Origin of the sequence: Alcaligenes sp. HNGD-HTN06, assembly GCF_049932565.1 — a bacterium.
Taxonomy (GTDB): Bacteria; Pseudomonadota; Gammaproteobacteria; order Burkholderiales; family Burkholderiaceae_B; genus Alcaligenes; species Alcaligenes ammonioxydans.
Genome location: NZ_CP187782.1, coordinates 199,674 through 225,298 on the forward strand (window position 1 = coordinate 199,674; position 25,625 = coordinate 225,298).

21 protein-coding genes are annotated in these 25,625 nt (G+C 57.9%); 11 read left to right on the top strand and 10 right to left on the bottom strand.

Going from position 1 to position 25,625, the window contains the following annotated elements; translation table 11 throughout:
* The first annotated feature begins 44 nt into the window (after positions 1-44).
* Both ACOZ42_RS00890 and ACOZ42_RS00895 read left to right on the top strand, forming a co-directional pair.
* Positions 45-569 (top strand): TRAP transporter small permease, encoded by a 525-nt coding sequence (locus ACOZ42_RS00890; RefSeq protein ID WP_426345432.1) that lies wholly within the window; start codon positions 45-47, stop codon positions 567-569.
* A 2-nt stretch (positions 570-571) separates the two neighbouring features.
* Positions 572-1,894 (top strand): TRAP transporter large permease, encoded by a 1,323-nt coding sequence (locus ACOZ42_RS00895; RefSeq protein WP_131071161.1) that lies wholly within the window; start codon positions 572-574, stop codon positions 1,892-1,894.
* 788 nt (positions 1,895-2,682) lie between these two features.
* On the opposite strand, the gene ACOZ42_RS00900 is transcribed toward ACOZ42_RS00895, so the two are convergent.
* From ACOZ42_RS00900 to ACOZ42_RS00910, 3 genes are read right to left on the bottom strand one after another with little or no spacing between them, the layout of a single operon-like run.
* Positions 2,683-2,985, bottom strand: coding sequence for a rubredoxin (locus ACOZ42_RS00900; RefSeq protein ID WP_131071162.1), 303 nt, complete (start codon positions 2,983-2,985; stop codon positions 2,683-2,685).
* Entirely contained in the window at positions 2,985-4,145 is a 1,161-nt protein-coding gene (locus ACOZ42_RS00905) for a thiolase family protein (protein WP_003804899.1), read from the bottom strand. The genes ACOZ42_RS00900 and ACOZ42_RS00905 overlap by 1 nt, the downstream gene beginning before the upstream one ends.
* Before the next feature lie 21 nt (positions 4,146-4,166).
* Positions 4,167-5,783, bottom strand: a complete 1,617-nt coding sequence (locus ACOZ42_RS00910) for an ATP-dependent acyl-CoA ligase (RefSeq protein WP_426345433.1) — start codon at positions 5,781-5,783, stop codon at positions 4,167-4,169.
* Between the two features lie 357 nt (positions 5,784-6,140).
* Between ACOZ42_RS00910 and ACOZ42_RS00915 the strand changes: the two genes are divergently transcribed.
* Complete coding sequence (locus ACOZ42_RS00915; protein ID WP_039944036.1) at positions 6,141-7,097, top strand: Bug family tripartite tricarboxylate transporter substrate binding protein; 957 nt, start codon at positions 6,141-6,143, stop codon at positions 7,095-7,097.
* Positions 7,098-7,190: 93 nt separating this feature from the next.
* Here ACOZ42_RS00915 and ACOZ42_RS00920 read toward each other — a convergent pair whose 3' ends face one another.
* Positions 7,191-7,859, bottom strand: coding sequence for a GntR family transcriptional regulator (locus tag ACOZ42_RS00920; RefSeq protein ID WP_003804894.1), 669 nt, complete (start codon positions 7,857-7,859; stop codon positions 7,191-7,193).
* A 160-nt stretch (positions 7,860-8,019) separates the two neighbouring features.
* Here ACOZ42_RS00920 and ACOZ42_RS00925 point away from each other — a divergent pair, with 160 nt between their 5' ends.
* Both ACOZ42_RS00925 and ACOZ42_RS00930 read left to right on the top strand, forming a co-directional pair.
* On the top strand, positions 8,020-8,904 hold the full coding sequence (locus tag ACOZ42_RS00925) for a LysR family transcriptional regulator (RefSeq protein WP_003804892.1): 885 nt from the start codon (positions 8,020-8,022) through the stop codon (positions 8,902-8,904).
* 103 nt (positions 8,905-9,007) lie between these two features.
* The gene (locus ACOZ42_RS00930; RefSeq protein ID WP_240209193.1) at positions 9,008-10,255 is read left to right on the top strand and encodes a D-amino acid dehydrogenase; all 1,248 of its coding nucleotides are present in this window, start codon (positions 9,008-9,010) and stop codon (positions 10,253-10,255) included.
* 203 nt (positions 10,256-10,458) lie between these two features.
* On the opposite strand, the gene ACOZ42_RS00935 is transcribed toward ACOZ42_RS00930, so the two are convergent.
* Positions 10,459-11,469: an acyltransferase gene (locus ACOZ42_RS00935; RefSeq protein WP_059318368.1), complete on the bottom strand. Its 1,011-nt coding sequence runs from the start codon at positions 11,467-11,469 to the stop codon at positions 10,459-10,461.
* Positions 11,470-11,748: 279 nt separating this feature from the next.
* On the opposite strand from ACOZ42_RS00935, the gene rmuC reads away from it, so the two are divergent.
* A complete protein-coding gene (gene rmuC, locus ACOZ42_RS00940; protein WP_003804886.1) occupies positions 11,749-13,116 on the top strand; it encodes a DNA recombination protein RmuC in 1,368 nt (455 codons plus the stop codon).
* 173 nt (positions 13,117-13,289) lie between these two features.
* Here the strand turns inward: rmuC and ACOZ42_RS00945 are convergent, their stop codons facing one another.
* Complete coding sequence (locus ACOZ42_RS00945) at positions 13,290-15,902, bottom strand: EAL domain-containing protein (protein ID WP_237714462.1); 2,613 nt, start codon at positions 15,900-15,902, stop codon at positions 13,290-13,292.
* Between the two features lie 130 nt (positions 15,903-16,032).
* Between ACOZ42_RS00945 and ACOZ42_RS00950 the strand changes: the two genes are divergently transcribed.
* From ACOZ42_RS00950 to ACOZ42_RS00970, 5 genes are all read left to right on the top strand, one after another.
* Positions 16,033-16,311 (top strand): acylphosphatase, encoded by a 279-nt coding sequence (locus ACOZ42_RS00950; RefSeq protein ID WP_003804883.1) that lies wholly within the window; start codon positions 16,033-16,035, stop codon positions 16,309-16,311.
* Positions 16,312-16,456: 145 nt separating this feature from the next.
* Entirely contained in the window at positions 16,457-17,353 is an 897-nt protein-coding gene (locus tag ACOZ42_RS00955; protein WP_003804880.1) for a MurR/RpiR family transcriptional regulator, read from the top strand.
* Positions 17,354-17,410: 57 nt separating this feature from the next.
* Positions 17,411-18,409: a TAXI family TRAP transporter solute-binding subunit gene (locus ACOZ42_RS00960; RefSeq protein ID WP_039944047.1), complete on the top strand. Its 999-nt coding sequence runs from the start codon at positions 17,411-17,413 to the stop codon at positions 18,407-18,409.
* Positions 18,410-18,502: 93 nt separating this feature from the next.
* The gene (locus ACOZ42_RS00965) at positions 18,503-21,148 is read left to right on the top strand and encodes a TRAP transporter permease (RefSeq protein WP_100214922.1); all 2,646 of its coding nucleotides are present in this window, start codon (positions 18,503-18,505) and stop codon (positions 21,146-21,148) included.
* A gap of 108 nt (positions 21,149-21,256) precedes the next feature.
* Positions 21,257-22,183, top strand: coding sequence for a pseudouridine synthase (locus ACOZ42_RS00970; protein WP_003804873.1), 927 nt, complete (start codon positions 21,257-21,259; stop codon positions 22,181-22,183).
* 104 nt (positions 22,184-22,287) lie between these two features.
* Here the strand turns inward: ACOZ42_RS00970 and ACOZ42_RS00975 are convergent, their stop codons facing one another.
* The 4 genes from ACOZ42_RS00975 to ACOZ42_RS00990 all read right to left on the bottom strand — a co-directional run bounded on the left by ACOZ42_RS00975 (position 22,288) and on the right by ACOZ42_RS00990 (position 25,562).
* Positions 22,288-23,277, bottom strand: a complete 990-nt coding sequence (locus tag ACOZ42_RS00975) for an asparaginase (protein WP_131071165.1) — start codon at positions 23,275-23,277, stop codon at positions 22,288-22,290.
* 63 nt (positions 23,278-23,340) lie between these two features.
* Positions 23,341-24,024, bottom strand: a complete 684-nt coding sequence (locus ACOZ42_RS00980) for an ABC transporter permease (protein ID WP_003804870.1) — start codon at positions 24,022-24,024, stop codon at positions 23,341-23,343.
* A complete protein-coding gene (locus ACOZ42_RS00985) occupies positions 24,021-24,734 on the bottom strand; it encodes an ABC transporter permease (RefSeq protein WP_219235442.1) in 714 nt (237 codons plus the stop codon). Before ACOZ42_RS00985 ends, ACOZ42_RS00980 begins: the two co-directional genes overlap by 4 nt.
* Before the next feature lie 18 nt (positions 24,735-24,752).
* Complete coding sequence (locus ACOZ42_RS00990; RefSeq protein WP_131071167.1) at positions 24,753-25,562, bottom strand: transporter substrate-binding domain-containing protein; 810 nt, start codon at positions 25,560-25,562, stop codon at positions 24,753-24,755.
* Positions 25,563-25,625 lie beyond the last annotated feature (63 nt).

Consider the following 25,625-nt stretch of genomic DNA (forward strand, 5'->3'; position numbering starts at 1 on the left):
GATGCCCGCCCTTTCAGTGATCCTTGACCTGCGGAGAAGACGCGATGTCTGCTGCAACAGCCCCGGAAGGCCAGCCTTCCAACCCGACGTGGGGGCGTCCTTACGCCCTTTTAATGCATACCTGCGGTGCCGTGGCAGCCGTGACTTTCGGGCTGATGAGCCTGCTGGTCTGTGCTGACGTGATATTGCGAAACCTGGGTTACGACGCGCTCTCGACCAGCGTGGAGGTGACCGAGTACATGCTGATTATCGCCACCTTTGTGGCAGCCCCCTGGGTGCTGTACCTGGGCGGTCATATTCGTATTGATGTGCTGTTCAACACCTTGCCAGCTTCTGCCCAGCGCGGTCTGGATCTGCTCTCGAACCTGCTTGGAATGGGTGTTTGCGGCACACTGGCCTGGCAATGTGCCCTGGTGGCGCTGGATTCGCACGAGCAAGGCGCCATGGTTTTCAAAGCGCTGATCTTTCCCGAGTGGTGGCTCAATCTGCCTTTGCTGTTCGGGGCGGGCTTGCTGGCACTGGAATTCTTTCGTCGTCTGATTTCGCGTTCCGCGGCGCAAGGAGCCTGAGCATGGAATGGCAAATGGCATTGATCCTGCTGCTGGGATCGCTTTTTCTTCTGATGGCCATCGGCACGCCGGTGGTATTTGCCTTTCTGTCCGTCAACTTGCTGGGAGCCTGGTTGTTTCTGGGCGAAGCGGCCGGTCTGGCTCAGTGGGCACGGAATACTACCGCTTCCATTGGCAGTTTTTCGCTCACCCCCATTCCCTTGTTTGTCTTGATGGGGGAGGTGCTGTTTCATACTGGTCTGGCCTTTAAGGCCATCGACTCGATTGAACGCATGATCTCGCGCGTGCCGGGCAAATTGTCCATCGTCAGTATTCTGGGAGGGACGACGTTTGCCACCCTGTCGGGTTCGTCGATTGCCAATACGGCCATGATGGGCGGTGTGATGCTGCCTGAAATGCTGCGTCGCGGCTATCACCCTACCATGGCCATGGGCCCCATCATGGCCGTGGGCGGTATCGCCATGCTGATTCCGCCTTCGGCACTGGCGGTGATGCTGGGCAGTCTGGCCGGCATTTCGATCGAGCGCCTGCTGATTGGCGGTATTTTGCCCGGCATGTTGATGGCGGCCGGTTTCCTGGCCTATGTGGTCGTGCGTAGCCGCCTGCGTCCGCAAGATGCACCGATGAGCGATGACGATCCTGCCACGCGTCTGAAGGGCTGGGCCCTGTGGAAGCCCTTTGTGCTGAATGTGGTGCCTTTGCTGGGTATCTTTATCGCGGTGGTGGGCTCCATGCTGGCCGGCTGGGCTTCGCCCACAGAGTCAGCAGCCATTGGCGTGGTCGCCTCGGTGCTGGCAACCATTGCTTACCGCGCCCTGACGCTCAAAGCCTTGTGGAAGAGCCTGATCGAAACGGCCAAAGTATCGGTGGTGATCCTGTTTATTCTGGCGGCCTCGACCACTTTTGCCCAATTGTTGAGCTTTTCGGGCGCCAGCGCTGGCTTTTTGGGCTTGATCAAAGACTATGATTTGTCGCCCTTCGTGTTGGTCATTTGCATGTTGCTGGTGCTGCTGGTGATGGGCATGGTGCTCGATCAGATCTCCATGATGATGATCGCCTTGCCCTTTTTCATGCCCTTGGCATTGGCCGCTGGTGTGGACACTGTCTGGCTGGGAGTGATGATTCTGATTGCACTGGAAATCGGCTTGTTGACCCCGCCCTTTGGTCTGTTGCTGATCGTGATGCAAAGTGTGGCACCTCCGTCCATCCGCTTGCCTCACATCTACAGTGCTGCCGTGCCCTTCCTGGTCATCGAGATCGGCATTCTGGCCCTGGTCCTGTTTGTGCCCTGGATTGCCATCGGCCTGCCAGGCCTGATCGGCTAAGGCAGAGCAGGCAGTCTGAAAGCGGGACAACAAGCATGTTGTTCCGCGAAGAAAGCCAGAGTCTGGATACAACGCTCAAACAAAAAACCTCAGTTCGGCACAGGCCCAACTGGGGTTTTTTTATGCTCAATAGCGTTGATCGTTCTTGCTGCCTATTTATGTGCAGCAAAGTGATTGATGTGGGGGCGTCGCACAAGCGCTTTAACGATCTTTCTGCCTGTCGCTGGGATCGCTTTTAGAGGCGAGTAGGACGCAGGTTGTGTGTGCCGACAGTGTTCAGGTCAGTTTTTGAGGCTTGAGCGCATAAGCCCCACGTCTTTAGCTTGTGTGTAGTAAAGCGCACTCAGCCATCCCGTCAAGAACACTAAGTCGGAGCATTCACACCCCCTATCAACAATCGTCCGATAAAAGATGCTGTGAGCTGATTGAGGGGCTGTCCGGGTGTTTGGGGCGGATCAGGCGACTTGCCGCAGGCAGATAATTGCGCAGGGGTGCAAGCACCTTGCGGTTTGAGTCCGACGCTTGGGGGTTGCCCGGGGGACAAGCCACCGGACGAGTTCAAGGGGCGCCCGTAGCGATTATCTGACCAGGGCACCGGCGCGCAGCGCCGGCAAGTTGCCAGCCCCGACACCCGGACAGCCCCTGAACCAGCGTCTTATAGTCACCTTCTTCATTGCGTCGAACCGTGGCTGATTCCAACACGTGAGTCAGCCCAATCTTTACTGACTGGGCATCTAACCCCAGCCTCAGCAAATAAGGCCATTAAACAAGCCGCTGAGAGATCCCCTTTACTTCCGCTCAAGATCCGCATAAATCCCACCATCCCGCAGAACCAACGCGACCTTATCCCCTCGCTGGACAGCCTCATCCAGCACACGAGCAATCAACACCGGCCCCGCATCGCTGGCAACCGTTGCCAGCATATACACCCCTGACTCCTCGCCAGAAGCAGCGCTACGCGTCAGTTCCGTCACCACACCAGACGCACACTCCTCAGCTTCAAACACATCCCCATGACACATGGGACACAAGAACCGCGCCGGAAACACTCGATGATCACACTGCACACACCGAAACACAGAAGGATGCATTACAAAGCCTCCAGAACAAGCGCTGTCGAGCACATGCCATAGCGATACTCCACCATGCCGTAACCCGTGACCAAGCCATAGCGAGCCTGCGCCACCTGCCGCTCCCCCGCCTGATTGCTTAACTGACGCATCACCTCAACCAGTCCATGCAGGCTGCAAGCCGCCCCGGCCTGCCCCGCTGACAATTGCCCGCCAGAGGTATTTACCGGTACACGTCCTGTTGCAATCGACTCATGAATAAAGTGTTTGGCATTATCGGCCTGAAAGAAGCCCAAATCCTGTAACTGCGCCAGCACCATGACGGGGTAGTCGTCATAAATACTGACCACATCCATCTGCGCCGGACTCAAGCCGGACTCCGCCCATAAAGCCGGAGCCAAAGCCGCCAGACCCGTGCTCAAGCCATCGCCTTGCTGATCATCAATATTGTGAAAACTGCGTAACGCCCTTACGGTAATTGCAGGCTGATTCTGCGCCGCCGGATGATCCGCGCGCATCACCATCAAGGCATTGGCGCCATCGACCACCGGCACACAATCCAGCCGCGTCAAAGGGTCCGCCACTTCAGGCGCATTCATATAATCATCCAGACTCATGGGGCTGCGATACACCGCACCCGGATTCATACTGGCCCACAGCCGCTGACGCATCACCAGGGCGGCGTAGTCTTCTCGCTCCAAACCCAGCTTGCGCATGTGATTCGCAGTCAGCATGGCAAAGCGATGATTCGGACTGCCTGCACCCAAAGGCCGCAAATGGTCATAAGTCGTCTGGTTATAGTTCTCGACCAGTTGCTGGAAATCCTTGGCCTGAAAATGATCCCCGGCCACAATCGCTATACAGCGGGCATCCCCTGCCTGAACGGCGCGAATGGCGTGCTGCAGAATATTCAGACCGCTGGCGCCGCCATTGCTGTCATCCATTATCCAGCTCACCTTCAAGCCCAGCTTCCAGGCCAGATCAATAGCCCGGTCAGGGGCGTGGGTGAAGGAGGCCACCCCCAGGCCATCAATTTCGCCGGCCTCCAGACCCGCTGCGGCAAGAGACTGCTTGAACGCCTGGGCCAGCAGCTCGGAAGTGCCAAGCTGACCGCGTCGCGTATAGGTGACCTCGGTCGCGCCCAGCAGACGCACCGTATTCAAGTTGAAAGCAGGTGTCATGGTCAGTTCCTGTAACAGCGCTTAGCGACGAACCTGATAGCCCGCTTTTTCTCTGTCCCACGTGTTGGGACCAATGCCGCGATCACGCAGGGCAAATTTTTGAATCTTGCCATTTTCCGTAGTGGGCAAGACAGCCGTAAATTCGATAAAGCGGGGGACAGCAAAATAGGGCAGGCGGCGTTCGCAATGCTGCAGCAGTTCCTCGCAGCTAACGCTGCAATCAGGACGCAGCACAATCATGGCCATGACCTCGTCCTCGGCCAGTTCGGACTTGGCCGCATACACCGCAACGGTGTGGACAGCGGGGTGACTGGCCAATGCCTGTTCGACTTCGTAGGAGGAAATGTTCTCACCACGACGGCGAATCATGTCTTTCAGACGGTCCACAAAGCGGTAGTAGCCATCGGCATCACGCACGACGCGGTCACCGGTGTGGAACCACAGGTTTTTCCAGGTCTCCACCGTCTTGTCCGGTTGCCCGTAGTAACCCAGCGCGAAGGCATAGGGTTCATCGGCGCGCAGCAACAGCTCGCCCACTTCACCGTCTGGCAGCGGGTTGTCGTTTTCATCCACTACCAGCGCCTCAAAGCCCTCGGATACACGGCCCATATAACCATTGCGCTGCTCCTGGATACCCCGGCCCATCACATAATTGGTCTCGGTGGAGCCAAAGCCATCGAGCAGGTACATCTGGCAGCGCTCCAGAAACTGGCTATGAAACTGTTCAGGCACGCCAGGGCCCAGGGCAATGCGGGTCTTGTGCTGCTTTTCTGCGGCCGTGACCGGCTTGGACAGCAAGATGGGCACCATGGCACCGAGCAGATAGGTAATGGTGGCACCAGTCTGGCACAGATTGTCAAAGAAGCGGCTGGCTGAAAACCGCTTGTCCACCACCATGCAGGCGTCACTGACCAGGGCCTGAAAGAAGGTGTTTAGGGCATTGGTGTGGAACATGGGCAGGCAGGTGTAGAGCACATCGTCGGCTTTCATGCCCAGTTTGCTGGCAGTGTAAATACCCCACCAGTAGAACTGGGCGTGGGGGCATTGCACACCTTTGGAGGGGCCCGAGGTGCCGGAGGTGTACAGAATGGCCAGCGTATCGCCAGGGCCGATATCCGCAGGCTCGCAGTAATCGCCCAAAGCAGGCAGATCGCAGGTGGCCACAGCCAGTGTTTGTGCGGCTTCCTGGCCTTGAATCAACCAGGCTTGCTGGACGGCAGTGGCGCCAAGGTCCACATCGGCCAGCAGCGGAGTCAGATCACTTTCCACCACCAGCAGGCTGGCTTGGCTATTGCACAGAATGTGCTGCAACTGGGCACCACGCGAGGCGGTATTGATGGGCACCACAATGGCACCCAGCCAGCCGCAGCCAAGCACCATGTCCAAAAATTCGTGGCGGTTGGTGCAAAGCAGGGCGACCCGGTCGCCACGCTTGATGCCGGCGCGGCTCAGGCGGCTGGCGCTGGCTGCGGCCACTTGCAAGGTTTGTTCGCCGGTGTAGTGGGTATGACGGTCTGAGAACAGCGGGGCATCACCCATGCGCTCGGCGCGCAGGCGCAACAGGGCCGGTACCGTGCGCTGCGTGGCGGGTATTGAAAACAGCGGCAATTCAGAAGCGGGAATGGAATGGGCGTGCATGATCTATCTGTCTCCCGGCTCACGCGCCACCAAGGCGATAAGCCGATATGCATGGGTGAAATTACTAATATCCTGCAAACAGTATACTGCAATATATTATTTATAAATTCCTGTCCTTCACCGGAAAAACCCGAAGTGTCAGAGGCCATCACGCAGTGGTACTTCGGGCAAACCCAACCTTGGCGCGGGACAGAAAGGGGGTCGTTTTGCGACGTGTGGAAATACGGTTGGCAAAACAGTTGATCCGGCTTGGGGATGCGGGTCGATCAGCAATAAAACAGGCCGGGCTCACCAATTTGAGCAAGGGTGCTTCACAATGATTTTGAATAAGCCCACAGGGGCAACGGGGATAGAACAATGAAGGTATGGCTTAAGTTGGCAACGTGTTGTGCACTGATGTTGGGTGCACAGGCCCATGCTCAAAACAAGAATGTGACGCTGGTTGTGCCTTACCCACCGGGCGGTGCGGCGGACCAGCTCGCGCGCGTGATCTCCCAGGAAATGGGCACGCGCTTTGATCAAAAAGTCATCGTGGAAAACCGCCCCGGCGCGGGTGCCCAGGTGGCCATGAACGTCGTGAAGAACGCCAATCCCAGCTCCTTGGGTACGGTCCTGTTTCTGGCTGATAGCGGTGCCTATTCCTTGAATCGCCACTTGTATCAGCGTCTGAATTACGACGTGGCAACCGACCTGATCCCCATGACGCTGGCCGCCAAGGCGCCGGTGTTCCTGCTGGTCAATAAAGACAGCCCCTTCAAGACGGTTCAGGATCTGGTGGCCGCGGGCCAGAAACAGGAGCTGACGTACGGTTCGCCGGGGATGGGGACGGGGACTCACCTGCTGGGCGAGATGCTGCGTAAAGAAACCGGCGCCCGACTGGTACACGTGCCTTACAAAGGCGCTGGTCCCGCTTTGATTGACGCGGTGAGCGGCCAGATCGACTTTATTTTTGATGTGCTGACGGGCAGCCGCGGTTTCCTGGAAGATGGCCGTTTGCGTTCGATTGCGGCCGCCACGACCGAGCGCAGCCCTTTGCGTCCAGACGTGCCGACGATTGCAGAAGCCGGTATCCCCAATGTGGCGTTCACCATCTGGTGGGGCATTTCGGCCAAAGCCGGTACGCCTGAGGAAGACGTGGCCCGTCTGACCGAACAATTGACGGCGGTGCTGAAAGAAGAGTCAGTGGTCAAGAAGTTCGTGGACTTCGGTATTCAGATCGAACCTTCCACACCTCAGGAGTTTGCGGATCTGATCGAGCGTGATGCTCAAACCATGGGGCCGACCATTAAGGCCTTGGATATCACGCTGGACTAACAGGACGGCTTGATTGCAAAAGGGCGCTGCGGCGCCCTTTTTTTGTGGCCTGCGGCCGGTGACCGCAGGGGGGCGTGTCCTGTAGGGCCGCCCTCAGGCCAGCAGCTCCGCTTGCTTGAGGCAGTAGGCCGAGCAGCAAATGACCAGGTTTTCCCTAATCAACTGGGCTGCCTGCTCCTGCTGGCATTCACGGAATGCCTGGCAGATGGCCTTGGCCCGCTGCATGGTCTCCAATCGGAACTGGGGGTCCTGGAGGCAGGCAATCCGGGCTTGGTCGGCCTGATCGTGCAGGCGTGCCATGGTGTCGACCAATTGCTTGTTGGGCACCATGCTGATCCAGGCACTGCGAAAGGCCCAGTTGGCCTGAATATTGTCGATCGGGTCACCTTGCTGGTGAGTGGCTTCAATTCGACTCAAGGCCTGCTCCATTGCCAGCATGCCCACTTTGCTTTGATGGATGCAGGCCAGCTTGGCTGCTGGTGGCTCAAGTAAAAGACGTACTGAGAAAATGTCCTCGATATCCTGGGCGGTGTAGACCCGCAGTACAAAGCCGCGTGATGTTCCTTCCAGCACCCCTTCGTTTTTCAGTTGCAGCAAGGCTTCACGCACCGGCATGCGCGAGACATTCAGGCTGGCCGCAATTTCGTTATCGACCAGCCGCACGTCAAAGCCGATCTTGCCCAGGGCAATGTCCTGACGCAACATGCCATAGACTTGTTCACGGATATTGGGTTCGCGTTTCTTGTAGGGATTGGCAGCCATATGCTCGCCCGGCGTCTGGCGCACGGCAAAAGACTCAAAAGGCTATAGGATACCAAGTAAGCGCCGGGGGCTGATGGCTTTCCTGCCCGTACGGTTTTGCTGTCCAAGTTGCAGGATAATACCGGGTATTCACACCAGCACGCACCAGGAGGGCCCGTCGATGCGGTGGCGGCATGTAGAAATTTTTGACGCAATCTGCCGTGGCGGTTCATTGACACAGGCCGCGCAGTTGCTGCATATCTCCCAGCCTGCGGCCAGCAAGATGCTGGCAACGGCGGAAATGCAGCTGGGATTTCGGCTGTTTGACCGCGTGCGGGGCCGCTTGATCCCCACACGCGAGGCCAGCATCCTGGCGCCTTACGTGGCGCGCTTGCATCAGAATCTGGATGACGTCAGCCGACTGGCGCGCAATCTGCGCTCTCACCATGAAGGGCTGTGGCGTATAGGCAGCAGTCCGGCGTTTGGCCTGGAGCTGCTGCCGGTCGCCTTGAGTCGCTGCCGTCAGGCGCACCCGGCCATGAGTTTCGAGCTGCGTACCCACCATAGTGGCGAGTTGCTGCAAGCCTTGGAAACGCGCGACCTGGACATGGTGATGAGCTTTGATCAGGGCGAAGCCTCCGGTGTGCAGCGGCAGGTGTTGGCCCATACGGAACTGGTACACGTTACCTTGCCGGGCGTTGCTCCGTTGCGTCACTGGAAGGAGATGGCCGGGCGCGCCTTCATTGCTTTGGACGCGGATGACCCGGTCGGTGCGATGGTGGAAAGCCTGTTGCAAAACCATGCTCCCGATGTCACGCCCTTTATGCGTGTGCAGACCCATTACGTTGCTTGCAGTCTGGTGGTGCAGCAGGTGGGCGAGGCCCTGGTCGATCTGGTCACCGCGCGCGCCATGCAAGGCCGAGGCCTTGCCATCCATCGTTTGCCCGAGCCTTTGCCTATCCCCGTGAGTATTTTGACGGCCCCTGATGATGCGGGCTCGGGTTCGCGCGAACGCGTGCTCGATCACATCCGGCAGGCGCTGCTGGAATGCCGTTTTCCTGGTTGAGTCGTTGGTTTTTCCATAACCCAGGGTTATGGACTACAGCAACTATTCATTGGCGTCCCGACGCCGCCCCCCAGACAATAGAGCAGTTATTGGGGGTATAGCCATGCATGTATGTATTATCGGCGCCGGTGTAATCGGAATGAGCACTGCGTTCATGTTGCGCCAGAAAGGGATCAAGGTCACGGTTCTGGAGGCCGGCCCGCAGGTGGCCGGACAGACCAGTTTTGCCAACGGTGGGCAGCTAAGTTACAGCTACGTCGCCCCCTTGGCGGATCCCGGCGTGTTCAAGGATTTGCCCCGCTGGTTGTTGAACAAAGACTCGCCCCTGCGTTTTAAGCCGGCCCTGAGCCTGCAGCAATGGCGCTGGCTGCTTCATTTTCTGAAAGCCTGCCGCAGTGATGTGGTGCGTCGGACTACTGCGCAGATGCTGAGTCTGTCCTACTTGAGCCGCGACGTTCTGCACGACTGGCAAGCACGTTTCAATCTGGAGTTTGCTCATCAACGCAATGGCAAACTGATTGTGTTCCGTAGCCCGGGCCCGTTTGAGCATGCGCGTGAGCAAGCGCAACTGCAGGCTGAGCTGGGTTCGTCGCAGCAAGTGCTGGAGGCCGCCCAGGTACTGGAATTGGAACCCTCACTACAGGCTTTGGGTTCACGCTTGCAAGGTGCGATTTACACACCGAGTGAAGAAGCGGGCGACGCTTGTTTGTTTGCCCTTGCCTTGCATGAGCGCCTGCAAAACGACGGTGACTACGAATTGAGGCTGAACACGCCGGTGCAGCGTTTTGTGATGGAAGGACGCGACATTCGCGCTGTGCACACCCCGCAAGGCGAGTTTCAAGCAGATCAGTTTGTTCTTGCCAGCGGGATGGGTACGGTGTCTTTGCTGCGGCAATTGGGTGGCCGCCCGTTGATTTATCCCTTGAAGGGTTATAGCTTGAGCCTGCCGCTGGAGGGTTTGAATCAGGCGGTGCCGGCGATCAGCGTCACCGATTACGAACAGCGTATTGTGTACGCCCGTCTGGGCAAGGTACTGCGCATGGCCGCGATGGTGGATATTGGGTTTGAAGGTTTGGATATTCCTGCTGCCCGCATGGCGACCTTGAAGCAGCAGGTCAATGGCCTGTTTCCCGGTCTGCCGCTGGAACAGGCCCAGACCTGGGCTGGTTTGCGGCCTGCGACGCCATCGGGCAAACCGGTGGTGGGAGCCAGCAAGCTGGCCGGCCGCTTGTGGGTGAACGCAGGCCACGGAGCATTGGGCTTTACCTTGGCTTGCGGCAGCGCAGCGATTCTGGCGGCTCACCTGACGGGCGAGGCATCTCCTATTGATGACGCGCCATTTCGTCCTTAAGCCTTGAAGGGGATGATGGGTACGAGGCCATCAATGGTCCATGGCCGGTCATGGGTTGACGGTGGCGGGGCGTGGTGTGAAGGCTTGGTGCTGGGTAATGAGCCGCGAATAATCAGTCGCGCCGATGGTGCACCCCTAGATGGAGATGGGCAAGTTTCTCTTTGGAAGCTAGCCCATTTTTTTTGTGTTTTACGTAGTGGTGTTTAGACGGTTGCCCGCAAAACCGGCGTCGCTTTGAAGCCGGCCGTCAGCAGCAGGGACAGACCATAGATGGCCACTGCCAACGCAGGAATCGACCACAGCGCATTGAAATCCAGCGCCGTGAACAGGTAGCGGTACATCAGGTCGATCAGCCAGGGGTGGATCAAATACACCCCCAAGGTCAGCTCCGCCAGATGGGCACTGATGCGCGAGTTGATCAAGGGCTGATTCCAGTCACGCAGCAGCACGATCAACGCGATAGACATGGGGATGACGGTAATGCTCAGGTAGTCGTAAAAGTACGCCGCGGTTTGACGATCGTGGGTGATGGCCAACGCGTAAAAGCCCCAGGCTGTGGCCGCAATACTGCCCAGTAATACCGAGAGGGTCAGCCAGCGGGGCACGCGTACAGGTACTTTGCGCAGCAGATAGCCCAGCAGGAAATAGGGCAGATAAGACAGAAACCAGGTGAAGAAAGGAGCCGAGTGAGTGTTCAGCTCTGGCTTGCTCAGGGTGCTCAGCGCAGACAGTACGAAAGCGGCTCCAGTCAGCACCGTCAATTGCTTCAGATTGGTGTTCTGGACCATGCGACGCAAAAATGGCGTGAACAGGTACAGGAACACGATCATGTACAAAAACCAGAGGTGAAAATAGGGACGCCCCTGCAATAGACGCTCCAGATAGGGGTAGGGATCTGCCTGCGGCGTCCACCAATGTTGCTTGAAGGCGGTCCAGCCCAGGTAAAAGGCCGTCCAGAACAGCAAGGGCAGCAAGACCCGTGATGCCCGTTTGCGATAGAACAGTTTCATGCCTTCTTGAGGCCGGGGTTCGAGCAGGAGCGCACCGCTGACCATCACAAAGACCGGTACGCACCAGCGGGTGGCCGCATCATACAGATTGCCGCTCCACCAGTTGGCCGTGCCTACCTCGGCATTGAGGACGGCGTAGGCAGCGATATGCAGGCATACCACCGAGAAAATCGCCACGATCCGCGCATTGCTGATCCAGTTCATGAGAGGGCATAAAAAACAGACACCTGCTTATCCTAAGGGGCAGACGTTTCTGATTTGTCCCCCAAATACGGGATTTGGCGTCCAGTTTTGTCTGGATGTGACGGGAAGAGGGCGAGCTCACGGCTTGGCGGGCGCGGACACCGTCAGCGTGCTGTCTTTAGGTCGGGATTGAGAAAAGGGTGTATAAATTACCAGCGTTATACGGTTAAATAGCAGGCTTAGCCGGACAGACCGGTCAGGACATTCCTGATCTGGCGGTGCTGGGCAGGAGTAGGGTGGATGCAGCTGGATTTGACGGGAATGGATGTGCTGATCGCGGTGGTCGCCTTGGCGCTGGGACTGGTGCTGGGTGCATGGCTGCGGTCGCGCATGAGCGCCCCGGTCGAGCGGGCACTGGAGGATCGATGCGCGCGTCTGGAGCAGGATCTGGCCCATGCTCACGAGCACTCTCAGCACGCCCAGAACCGGGCCGTGGAACTGGATAAAGAGCTGATACGCCGCGATGCTCAGATTCAGGCCCAGGAACGGCGTAACCAGGCTATCCAGGAGGACCTGGAACATAGCCGTGAACAAATGCGGCTGCAGTTCGAGTCGCTGGCTCAACAGATTCTGGAGGCCAAAGGACAAACGTTGCGCCAGGACAGCCAGCGCACCCTGGATGAAATGCTGCGACCCTTTCGCGAGCAATTGGCTGGTTTTCAACTGCGGGTGAACCAGGTGCATGACGAGTCCGTGAAAGGCCAGACCGCCTTGAGTCTGGAGCTGCAACGCATGCAGGAAATGGGGCTGCGCATGAGTGCCGAAGCGCACTCGCTGGCGATGGCCCTGAAAGGTGATAAGAAAACCACGGGGAATTGGGGTGAAACCCAGCTGGAGAAAACGCTGGAAGTGGCGGGGCTGGTGCGTGGTGTGCACTTTGATACGCAGTGGCAGGCACGCGATGAGCAAGGCCGCCTGCGGTATCCCGACTTTGTGGTCCATCTTCCCCAGGACAAGCATCTGGTGCTGGACTGTAAGGTGTCCCTGGTGGACTACGACCGCGCCATTCGTGCTCAGACCGATGAGGAGCGTCAGCAAAGCCTGCAGGCGCATGTGCAGGCACTGCGCAACCATATTGATGATCTGGCCACCAAGGATTACAGCGCCTTGCCCGGTTTGAACAGCCCTGGTTTTGTATTCATGTATGTGCCGATTGAAGCGGCCTATATGCAGGCGTTGCAGCAGCATCATGGCCTGTTCGATTACGGTCTGGGCAAGAACGTCCTGATGGTTTCACACACGACCTTGCTGCCCATTTTGCGCACCGTAGCCAATATCTGGATGATGGTGCGCAGCAATGAGCAGGCCCACGAACTGAGCCAACGTGCAGGGGATATCTATAACCAGGTGTCTCTCCTGGCCGAACGTCTGAAAAAGCTGGGCGAAACCTTGGGGCAGGCGGGCAAACACTATAACAGCACCGTTACGGCACTGGCTGGCCAGCAAGGTTTGTACGGCAAAGTCAGCCGCTTTGCCGAGCTATCGGCAAGGGCCAAACGTACGCAGCCGGGGATTGAGCCCTTGCATACGGATATTGAGCATGAGCGGCTGGAATGGGTGTTGCCGCAAGAGACTGAGCCGGTGCAGGAAAAAGGGTCGGATGCGTGATCGTGCGTGACAGCACAAGCCCCTGCTTGGCTGCGCGATGAGGCCAGGCCGTCCTTATCTGACATGCCTGGAGTCGTGCCAATATCAGCGGGAAGATGGCCGTCAGGGCTGAGTGTGACGGGGCTGGCGTGGCGACGGGAATAAGGTGAAACCGGTGCATGCAGCCCGCGTTTTCAGGGGGCGGCGGCAGGACCCCCATCCTGCTCAATAAGCTCCAGCCACTGCTCCACCAGTTGCGGGGCGCTGAACAAATAGCCCTGCAATCCATGGCAGCCGCGACGCAGCAGGAATTCTTTCTGCTGCTCGTTTTCCACCCCTTCAGCCACCACGTGCAGGCCCAGTTGTCGTGCCATGGCCAGTACCGTGCGCACAATGGCGTTGGCTTCTTGCTCCCCAGGCACCCCCAGAATCAGGCTGCGGTCCATTTTCAACTCATACAGTGGCAGGCGGCGTATGGCGGCCAGGTTGGAATAGCCGGTACCAAAGTCATCCATGGAAAAGCGGATGCCCAGATCCTTGAGTTCCCGCATCATGCTGTTGGCAGAGCTGAAGTCCTCCATCAGCACGCCTTCGGTAATCTCAAAAATCAGGCGATGGGCGGGGGCGCCGCTGCTTTCCAGAATCTGGCGTGTGCGGCGGGCAAAATCGGGCCGGCGGAACTGGATCGGGCTGACGTTAATGGAAATCGGAAAGTGGCACTGCTGGGTTTGCAGCAGCAGATCACAGACCGAGGCCATGATCCAGTCGCCCAGGGGGGTGATCAGGTCCGTGCTTTCCGCCAGCGGAATGAACAGATTGGGAGTGAGCATGCCGCGGGTGGGATGCAGCCAGCGCAGCAGTACTTCAGCACCACAAATACGGTTGTGCTTGTCGTACTGGGACTGCACAAACAGGCGCAGTTGATCCGACCCTATGGCAAAGCGCAGATCGTGTTGCAGATTCAAATGTTCTTCGACGGCCTCTTGCATGCCAGGCTCGTACAGCGTGATCTGGTTGCGGCCATTTTCTTTGGAGCGATACATGGCCGTGTCGGCCTGACGCATCAGGTCTTCCGAAGTCAGGGTGCTGTCGGTAATCAGGGCCAGACCGATACTGCTGCTGCTCAGATACGAATGGCCTTCAATGTTGTAAGGCTCCTCAAGACGGGTGCGCACCAGTTCAGCAAATTCCAGTGCTTCTTTGTAGCAGTCGCGCACGGTGCCTGGGTGCAGAATCTTCAGGATGACAAACTCGTCCCCGCCCAGTCGGGCCACGATGTCCTGGGGGTCAATAATCAAGGACAGGCGGCGTGCTACTTTGCGCAGCAAGGCATCGCCAATGGCGTGTCCGCGTGCGTCGTTGATATGTTTGAAGCGGTCCAGATCCAGAAAGTACAACGCACCGGGCCGTTTGTAAGGCTCGATGGTTTGCAGGTGGCGTTCCAGACGTTGCAGCAGCAGGCGGCGGTTGGGCAGTTCGGTGAGTGGGTCGTAAAAAGCCAGCCGATAGTTTTCTGATTGCGTGGCTTTAAGGGCCGAGATGTTGGTGGAGATGCAGTACAGGCTGGTTTGCCGCGTTTCCGGGTCTTGGACGGGCATCTTGATGGAGAAAAATGTGGCGCGTATATCGCCTTTACGGTCCCGCACCACCTCTTCCACGGCCAATCGTTCACCGCTGTACAGCACCTGTTCGTCGTTGTGCCGGAATTCGTTGATGGTCTGTTTGTTGGCGTACAGATCCTGATCGGTTTTACCCACAATGCTGTCGGTGGTGTAGTTCAGGTCCTCGCACAGCTTGCGGTTGGCGTATTGATAGCGGAACTGATCGTCCTTGATGTACACGTAGGCGTCAATGGCATCGAGCACCGTATGCAAATGATGCTCGGTGCGCAGCAGTTTTTTGCGCTGGCGACGCAGGACAATGCGCATCAGGGTCACGGTAAGCAGAGCGATCGTCAACAAGACGCCCAGCGTCAGCAATGCAGGAATAATCCAGGGCTTGGTCGGCTTTTCGATCAGGCGCAGACCCCACTGGTTCAGCGTTTCGGTATAGAACGGGTCGTTATTGTCTTGCCAGTTCTTGATGTGGGTATCAATGGCCGCCAGCAGATCCAGGTTGCGGTCCTTGGCAGTGACAAAATAAGTGTTGGTCGGTTCCAGCCGGATAGGGGCGGTTTTCAGGCCATGTTCACCGGCATGGCGTACCCCAAATAAATGGCCGACTACTGCGGCGTCGGCCTGTTTGGTCTGTACCAGTTTCAGGGCACTGTACTGGGAGTCGGTGATGACCAGCCTGGAGCCCAGTTCCAGTTTTTGCAAAATATTGTAGAGCTGGGTCAGTTGCAGGGTGCCGCTCATGACCGCAATGCGTTTGCCATTCAGGTCGTTCAGCGCGCCGATATGTGTGGTTTTGCCTGTGAAGATCTGAGACCAGTCCTCCAGCACCGCTCGGTTGTGGTAGCTGTACAGCGCTGCCCGTTCGGGCGAATAGGCCAGTCCTGGCACGAGATCGAGCAGGTCGTTTTGCAAGGCGTTCAGGCACTGTTGCCAGTCGCACTGTACCGCCTCCAGGGTCCAGCCCTCGCGCTTGGCAATCTCCATCAGCAGCTCGCCCATAATGCCGCCGGGACGGGCCTGGCTATCTAGCAAAAGCTTGGGGGGATTTTCATAGACGCCCACACGCACAATATGCTGTTGGGCATGCGGTGCCGCCTGGGCAAAGGGGACCAACAGGCCCAGGATAGCCAGTAGGCTTGGCATGTAGATTGCCCTGCGCAGCGATAGATAAATAAGGCGGGGCAATTTCATGATGAAGTGGCTGCACAAAGCAGGGAATCGGGTGCGGTCATGCAACAATGATGTGACTAATTTAACTGAATATCGAGAACGGGGGCGGATGCGTGCCACATTTCGGTAACAAATAGCAGGGAGCAGACGAATGGCGGATTGTGAAACCGTAGAGGTGAGTGTTAAAGGGCGGGTCCAGGGGCTTGGGTTTCGTGCCAGCGCCTTGCGTCACGCGCATCTGTATGGCGTCAAAGGCTGGGTCAGCAATGCAGGGGACGGCTCGGTGGAGCTGTTGTTGCAAGGCACGGCCGATGCCATCGATCGTATGGTCAGCTGGCTTTATATCGGTCCCGAGCAGGCGCAGGTTGAGCAGGTTGATATACAGCGTTCTTACACCGACAAGCGTTACGACTTTTTCGAAATTCGCTAATGCCACCCATCATTGGCAGCACAACGCCCTGAAAAAGAAATAATGATAGCGAATTGCGGGCAAACCCTAATAAAACATTTGTTTTTTTTGTTCGTCTCCAGATTAACATGCGTTTTATTGTGTGGATGTGTGAGTAGAACGATACATGGAGCCCTTGTTACGCCTGCAGCGTCTCTTGCCTGAGCTGACTCCCGAGTTGCGTCGGGCGGCCCAATGGGTAGAACGCCATCCGGTAGAGGTCAGCCTGTGGTCCATGCGCAAGCAGGCGCAGGCCTTGTCGCTGGCTCCGGCCACCATGCTCCGTCTGGCCAAAGCGGCGGGCTATGAAAGCTATGATGGCTTTCGCGAGCCCTTCCAACAGGCTTTGCATCGCACCAGCGGCACGATGGCCGCACGCGCCCAGAACTTGCAAGGCAGCCGCGCCTCGGAGCAACAGGCCAGGGACTTGGGTGCGCAACAGGAGCAGGCGTTGGCGTCCGTGTTGCGGCTCAACCCGCTTAATGCGCTCGATGCGTGCGCCCGGGCCATTCTGGGCGCGTCCAAGGTCGGGTTCTTGGGGCTGGGAGCCAGCTTTGCCTGCGCTTTTCAGATGCATTACGCCTATCAGCTGATTCGGGGCGACGGTGTCTTGCTGAACCGGGCGGCCGATTTGCTGCTGGAGCTGGAAACGGGTCTGGATAGCGGCAGTGTGTTGCTGGTCATCAGTCAGGCGCCGTACGTTAAAGCCGTGGTCAACAGCGTGCAGCAAGCGGTGCAACGCGGGATTCCCGTCGTGGCAATTACCGATAGTGTGTTGTCACCGATTGCACAAGGTGCCCGGCATGTTTTGTTGTTTGAGGCACAGACCGGTGGTCAGTGCGCAGCAAGTTTTTTCCATTCCCTGGTGGGAGCCGTCACCGTGGCCGAGCATCTGCTGGCGCGGATCGCCGCGCTGGGAGGCAAGCCGGTTGTACAGCGCTTGGCGCAACTGGAGACATCCTTTCGTAGTCAGGGAATTTATTGGCAGCACGATGAAGAGGCAGGCCCGGCTCCTGCAAAGTGAAGAAAACCGGCCGTACCGGCTATACAAACAGGGGATTTCCCCATGGGAGACAAGAAGATGGAACACATTAGCAAACAAACCGGCAAAAAGAAGGTGTGGGCGCTCAGCGCAACGGCGGCGGTTTGCGCCATGCTACTGAGCCCGCTGCCGGCCAGTGCCCAGCAGAAATTTGTCAGTATCGGCACGGGAGGCGTGACTGGCGTGTATTACGCCGCGGGCGGTGCGATTTGCCGTCTGGTCAATAAAGATCGGGGTACCGATGGCGTGCGCTGCTCGGTAGAGTCCACCGGAGGCTCGGTTTTCAACGTCAATACCATCAAGGCCGGTGAGCTGGACCTGGGCGTGGTGCAGTCCGATGTAGGTTACAACGCCTATAACGGTGAAGGGCAGTTCAAGGACGGAGGGGCTTACAAGAAGCTGCGTTCGGTGTTTTCTATTCACCCGGAACCCTTTACCGTGCTTTCGCGCAAAGAGGCCAACATCAATACCTTTGATGATTTCAAGGGAAAACGCTTTAACGTGGGCAATCCGGGCTCGGGCACACGGGCATCGATGGATCAGTTGTTGCAGGCAATGGGTCTGGACAACAGCTTTTTCTCGCTGGCCTCGGAACTGCGTCCTGATGAGCATGGCCCGGCCCTGTGTGACGGCAAGATCGATGGCTTCATTTATGGCGTAGGTCACCCCTCGGCCAATATTCAGGACCCCACCACCTCTTGCGGCGCCAAGCTGGTCCCACTGACCGGAGCGGCGGTAGACAAGTTGGTCGAGACCTATCCCTACTACGCCAAAGCCGTGATTCCAGGCGGGCTGTACCCAAATAACCCGGACGATGTGCAAACCTACGGCGTTTTGGCCACTTTTGTGACCTCGGAAGATGTGCCCGAAGAGTCGGTCTATAACGTTGTCAAAGCCGTGTTCGACAATTTTGACGACTTCAAGCGCTTGCACCCTGCATTGGCAAACCTGAAAAAAGAGGACATGGTTAAAAATGGCCTGTCCGCCCCCTTGCACAAAGGGGCTGAAAAGTACTTCAAGGAAAAAGGGCTGCTGTAAGACAGTCTGATCGTGGCCAGGCCGGCACAGGCCGCCTGGCCGCAAGTGCCGCTGCACCAGCAGTGGTCTTGCTTTTCCTGGAGACACATGCAAATGACACAACAAGAACCTAAAAAAACGGCGCAGGACGTCGCTCTGACACAGGATGAAACAGCACAACTGGAAAAACTGGTTGCCGATGTAGACCGGGGCGGGCGTTCGGTCACGGGTGCGGCGGGCATGGTGTTGTTCCTGGCTGCAATCGGCTGGTCTCTGTTCCAGCTCTGGTACGCCTCTCCGTTGCCTTTTGCCCTGAATCTGGGGATTTTCAATGATACTGAGGCGCGTGCCCTGCACTTGGGCATCGCCATGTTTCTGGCCTATCTGGCGTATCCTGCCTGCAAGAGTTCGGCTCGGGATCGCATCCCTGTTCAAGACTGGATATTGGCGCTGATCGCCGCATTTTGCGGCTCGTATCTGTTCTTTTTCTATAAAGAGCTGGCCATGCGTCCCGGCATCCCGACCACGATGGACGTGGTGGTGGCCAGTGTGGGTCTGGTCTTGCTGCTGGAGGCCACGCGGCGCTCCCTGGGCGCGCCCATGGCGGTATTGGCGCTTATTTTCATTGCCTATATCTTTTTGGGCCCCTGGTTGCCCGATGCCTTGTCCCACCGTGGCGCTTCCTTGCAGCGTCTGGTCTCACACATGTGGTTGACCACCGAAGGGGTCTACGGGGTGGCCCTGGGCGTTTCTGTTTCTTATATTTTCATTTTTGTATTGCTGGGCTCGTTGCTGGATCGTTGCGGGGCGGGCAATTACATGATGCAGGTCTCCTTTGCCTTGTTGGGGCACTTGCGCGGCGGGCCTGCCAAAGTGGCGGTGGTGTCCTCGGCGGTCAATGGCATTGTGTCGGCCTCCTCGGTTGCCAACGTGGTGACGGGGGGCATTTTCACCATCCCCCTGATGAAAAAAGCCGGTTACGGTGGCATCCGTGCCGGCGCGATTGAAACCGCCTCCTCGGTCAATGGGCAGATCATGCCCCCAGTCATGGGCGCAGCTGCGTTTCTGATGATTGAGTATGTCGGCATTCCCTATACCGACATCATTCGGCATGCCTTGCTGCCCGCGGTCATTTCGTACATTGCCCTGTTCTACATCGTGCACCTGGAGGCGCTCAAACTGGGGATTCAACCGATGATGGCATCGGGCAAGCCCAAGACCTTTGTGCAAAAACTGGCTGGCTGGGGCATGGGGACGGCCGGCACCCTGATTGTGATGGGGCTGGTGTACTGGATAGGCGTCGGCGTGCAGGCGGTGGCCGGTGCCGCTGCAATCTGGATTCTGTTGTTCCTGCTACTGGCCTTGTACGTGTTTTTGCTGAAAGTGGCAGCGGATCATGAGGATCTGCCCACCGATATCAATGTGAACACGCCGGTGCGGCCCGAACCCTGGCCAACGGTGCGAGCCGGTTTGTATTTCCTGATCCCGATTGGCATTTTGGTCTGGTGCCTGACGGTAGAGATGATGTCTGCGGGCCTGTCGGCTTTCTGGGCAGTAATGGCCATGTTGTTCCAGATGGCGACACAACGGCCCATCATCGCCTGGTTTCGCAAACAGGCGACCGCCCAGCCTTTGCGCCAGGGCATCAGTGAAGTCTGGGTGGGGCTGCAGGAAGGCGCTCGCAATATGGTGGGCATCGGCATTGCCTGCGGGACGGCGGGCCTGATTGTAGGTGCCATCACACTGACTGGTCTGGGCCTGCGCATGACTGCCTTCGTGGAGATGGTATCCATGGGCAATGTGCTGGTCATGCTGTTTTTCACCGCTGCAGTATGTCTGGTTCTGGGTCTGGGTATGCCAACGACCGCCAACTACATTTTGATGGCGACCTTGATGGCCCCCGTCGTGGTGGAACTGGGGGCGCAAAGCGGGATGGTCATTCCGCTGATTGCGGTCCACATGTTTGTGTTCTATTACGGGATCATGGCGGACATCACGCCGCCGGTCGGCCTGGCCACCTTTGCAGCGGCAGCCATTTCAGGTGAGGACCCGATCAAGACGGGCGTGCAGGGCGTGACCTATGCGATGCGCACCGCCGTGTTGCCGTTCATGTTCATCTTCAATCCCATGCTGCTGCTGATCGGCATTCACAGTGCCTGGGAATTAATGCTGGTGGTACTGGGCGCCACGGTTGCATCGCTGGCCTTTGCCGCAGCCACCATGGGCTGGTTGCGGATCAAGACGAGCTGGCTGGAGACCGGCCTGCTGTTGCTGGTGACTTTCATGTTGTTCCGCCCCGACTGGTTTATGGATCACGTTGCTGAGAAATATCAGGATCGTCCTGCTTCGGAGTTGATGCAGATTGTGCAGACCATACCGGATGGCGGAAATCTGGTGGTTCAACTGGCCGGGATGAACCTGGAAGGCAAGGATTTGCAGAAAACAGTAGCGGTGTCGTTGCCGGCCTTGCCGCCAGGTGACCAAGCGAGCGGTCTGGCAGCGGCCAGCAAGCGCTTGTCGCAAGCGGGCCTGACGATCATGGCATTTGGCGACACGGCCCAAATTGCATCCGTGAGTTTTGGCAGTCCCGCACGTCGAGCCGGGTGGGAGCAAGGCTGGGACATTGAGCAGGTGAAGGTGCCTCATCCAGATCGTCCTTCGGAATTCTGGGTGTATATACCCGCTTTTCTGATCTTGATCTGGCTGTGGACTCGTCAAGGTGTGCGGATGCGTCGTATCCCCGATCCGGTTCGGCACTGAGCGTGTCAGTACTACCGGCCGTCCTTGCGGTGGCGGGTAGTACACTGATGGCCCTGATTGTCTGGCCCGCTGCGTTGGCGGGCCGTTTTCCGTGTGGCTTTTCTTGTCATGACACCGATAAACAGCGTCCCGCCCGTGCCTTCGCGTGACGGGGTCAGCCCCAGCAAAGTGTGGTGCCCGCCCGGTCCGTGGCAGCGGCTCGATGAGTTTTTGCTGCAGCGTTTTCCACATGTGAATCCTGAGGTTTTGCTCGATAGACTCAGGCGTGGCGACATTCTGGATCAGAATGCGGTACCCCAGACGCTGGATTCACCCTACCGGGCTGAGCGTTGGCTGTGGTACTTCCGCATGGTGGACAAGGAAACCATCGTTCCCTTTGAGATGCCCATCCTGTATGCGGATGAGTGTTTGATTGCGGTCGACAAGCCGCATTTTCTGGCGACGACGCCCGGCGGACGCTATTTGCATGAAACAGCCTTGAGTCGCCTGCGAAAACATTTCAAAGAGGATGGCATCAGCCCTATTCACCGGCTGGACCGGGAAACAGCGGGTATTTTGCTGTTTTGTCGGGACCCGTCTGCCCGTGGGGCATATCAGTCCCTGTTTCAGCAAGGTGGCATTGAGAAGGAATATGAGGCGGTGGCACCATTTCAGGAAAAACTGGCAAGCGGGCTGGTGTACCGTAGCCGCCTGAAAGAGGTGCCGGGCCGTTTTGTGATGGAAGAAGTGGCGGGAGAGCCCAACAGCAGTACCGAAATCGTGTGCGAGCGACATTGGCAGACCGGGCAGGGCGATCATCGGGCGCTTTATCGCCTGCGCCCGCATAGCGGTCGCAAGCATCAGTTGCGGGTGCATTTGAGCAGCTTGGGTGCCCCCATTCTCAATGATGTGTTTTATCCGGAGTTGTTGCCCGAGCGCGCTGCCGATGATTTCAGTCAGCCGCTGCAATTGCTGGCGCGGCACATTGCATTCATCGACCCTTTGAGTGGCCAGCCACGGCGCTTTAGCAGCCAACGTCAGCTGGAGCTGGCCTAGTTGGCCTCAGCGTTCACGCCGCGACTCGAACTGCGGGCATCTTGAGTGAACGTCAGGCGGGCAACAGGTGTACGTCCCCTTGGCACACCAGCCGGTCCGGGCACTCAGTAATCGCGGAAAACCGCTTCGATCTCATCGTGTTCCAGCTTGTTGGCCAAGGACAGCATCAACAAGATTCGGGACTTTTGCGCGGGCAGGTAATGCGCTGCGATCGTGTGATGGTCGGCATCATAAGCGCTGTCTGTCACAGGCCCTGCAGGGATACGGGAGGCGCGGACACAGACCACGCCGAGCCGGTGAGCCAGGCTGACCCCTTCCAGCGCGCCAGGAGTCAGGCTGCCGTTTCCGGTTGCGGCCACTACCAGGCCCTGCACGCCGCTTTGGGCCGCGTGGCGATACAGTTCGGCCAGCGTGTCGGGATGATCGTAAAAAATCTGCACTTTGGGCAGGCTGTGCAAAGAGCGAACATCGAACAGGCTGCTGTGGGTATGGGGCAGCAGGCTGCGCATCATGAAACGAGCCTGGCCGCCCGCTACCAGTCCCAGTGGGCCGGCATCGGGCGAACCAAATGCGCCGGTCTGGGTGGTGTGTTGCTTGCTCAGAAAACGGGCGCTGTGAATCTGGTCATTGAGCAGCACCAGCACGCCCTGATCCTGAGCCCGCGACGAGCAGGCCACTTGCACTGCCTGGTATAGGTTCAGCGGTCCGTCGGCGCTCAGGGCCGAGGCCGGGCGCATGGCCGCTGTCATCACCACCGGCTTATCGGTTTTCAGGGTCAGGTGCAGGAAAAAAGCACTTTCTTCCAGGGTGTCGGTGCCATGGGTAATGACGGCGCCGTTGATATCGGGGCGTGCCAGCAGCGCATTGAGTTTGTGGGATAGCTCCAACAGCATCCGCGAACTCATGGCCCGACTGTCCACGTTGAAAATCTGGTGGCATTCCAGGTCGGCCAGCTCATTGAGAGCCGGTACGGCTTGTAAAAGCGTTTCCACGCCCTGGGTGATGTCGTAGTCAGTCAGGCCCAGATTGGATTGGGTGGTGGCGGCAATCGTGCCGCCGGTGCCCACCAGGGCCAGTTTGGGGCGTGTTGGCATGTGACAGTGCTCCGCGTCCAGTTGTTATGGTCGGTAGGGCGCACAGTCTGGGTGAACGTCGGTTCAACGGCGAACTTTCAACCAGCGCTCGATCAGGTGTACTACCGACAGCAGGGTAAAGTTAATCAGCAGGTACAGCAGGCCCGCAATCACGAAGGTCTCGATGATGGCGTAGTTCTGGTTCATCAAGCGTTTGGCATGGCCGGTCAGATCCATGACGGCAATGGTCGAGGCCAGACTGGTGCCTTTGATGGCCAGCACGATTTCATTGCTGTAGGCCGGCAAGGCCTGGCGGATGGCCAGGGGGAAGACGACGCGGCGAAAGCGCATCCAGGCGGACATGCCGATGGATTTGGCGGCCTCGATCTGGCCGACCGGAACGGCCTGAAAGCCCCCACGGAACACTTCGCTGACATAGGCGCCACTGTTCAGGCCAATGGCCAAAATGGCGCAGCGCATGCCATCGCTGAACAGCCACCATAGGGCGGGGGTCTCGCGCACAAAACTCACCGTGCCTACGCCGTAATACAGCAGAAATAACTGAACCAGCAGGGGGGTGCCCCGAAAAACGGTGCTGTAGCCAAAGGCAAAACCGTTCAGAAGACGGCTGTGGGACTGGCGCATCAGGGCCAGGGACAGGCCGATGAACAGCGACAGCACAATGCCCCACAGACCGATATACACGCTCATGCCAAACCCTTTGAACAGGGTTTCGATGGTCGTGTTGAATAATTCCAGATCTATCATGGCCGGGCTCTCATGCCTTTGCCGGTATAGCGTTCGGCCAGTAAAAACAGGGCCTGACTACAGGCACCGATCAGAAAATAAAGCACACCCGCAATCAGGTACATGGCCATCGGTTCGCGTGTGTTGGCCGCTCCCAGGGTGGCGGCGCGCATGATTTCGACCAGGCCGACCAGCGAGATCAGGGCGGTGTCCTTGAGTGCGGTCTGCCAGACATTATTGGCGCCGGGCAAGGCATACCAGAACATTTGCGGCAGGATAATGCGGCGCAGGCGCTGCCAGGATGACATGCCGATGGCCTTGGCCGCCTCGATCTGGCCTTCAGGAATGGCCTGCAAGGCGCCGCGAAAGACTTCCACGCTGTACGAGCCGGCAATCAGGCCAATCGCCAAAATGCCCACCAGGGCGGGAAACCAGCGGGTGACGACATCTTCCATGCGCATGAAGTCGGCCAGATCGGAGACAAATTGCACCGAGCCGAAAAACAGCAGATAGATGATGAGCAGCTCAGGGATGCTGCGCACAACCGTGGTGTACAAGCTGACGGGGCCACGCAGCCAGCGTGGCCCGTTGGTCTTGATGCTGGCTCCTGTAATTCCAATGACAACGCCAAGGGCCATGCCCAAAACGGAGATCAGCAAGGTCATTGCCGCTCCGCGAAGGAACATCCAGCCCCAGCCTTCGCGCAGCACATTAAAAATGGTCTCTAGCATCAAGTGGTACTTCTCGACTTATTTCTTGCAGATCTCGTAGTTGGCGATGTCGATGTCAAACCACTTTTCGCTGGCGGTCTTGACGGTGCCATCGTCAATCAACTTGCACAGGGCAGCATCAACCTTGGCTTTCAGTTCTGCATTGTCTTTGTGGATACCGACGGCAATGCCGTAACCCAGCGTCTCGGGATCGGAGGAGCCCTTGATGACCAGCTTGGACAGGGCAAAGTTCTGCTCGCCAACCTTATGCAGAAATTTGGACTGAGAGGTCAGGTCGGCAAAGGTGCCGTTCAGACGACCGGCGTCCAGATCAATTTGCATCTGGTCCAGGGTTTCGTAATTCTTGACAGTGGTCTTGGGGGCTTTCTTGGCCAGGAAAGCGCCATGTGTGGTGCCGCCCTGAACGCCAATCGTTTTACCGGCCAGGCCGTCAAAAATGGTCTGTTCGTTGTCGGCGCCGATCAGCTCGCTGTTCTTGGGCAACACGAAAATCGCGTCTTCAACGGCGTAAGGAATACTGAAATTGACGCGCTTGGCACGCTCGGGTGTATAGGACATGCCCGAGATGATCAGGTCAAAGCGTTTGGCATCCAGGGAAGGAATCAGGCTGTCAAAGGCTTGCACGATGAATTTGCAATCGCTGTTCAGCTCTTTGCACAGGGCTGCGCCAATATCGGCGTCAAAGCCGGTGACTTTACCAGCGGCGTCCACCATGCTCCATGGCGGGTAACCACCTTCGGTACCGATTTTCAGGGTGTCTGCCATTGCAGCCTGGGAGCCCAACAGGGCCAGGCTTGCACAGATCAGGGTCTTGCTGAGGAAACTCATGGTCTGGCTCTCCTTTGTGGAAAGGCTGGTCAGGGCCGTCTCAGCCCTGCTGGTTTTCCAGCC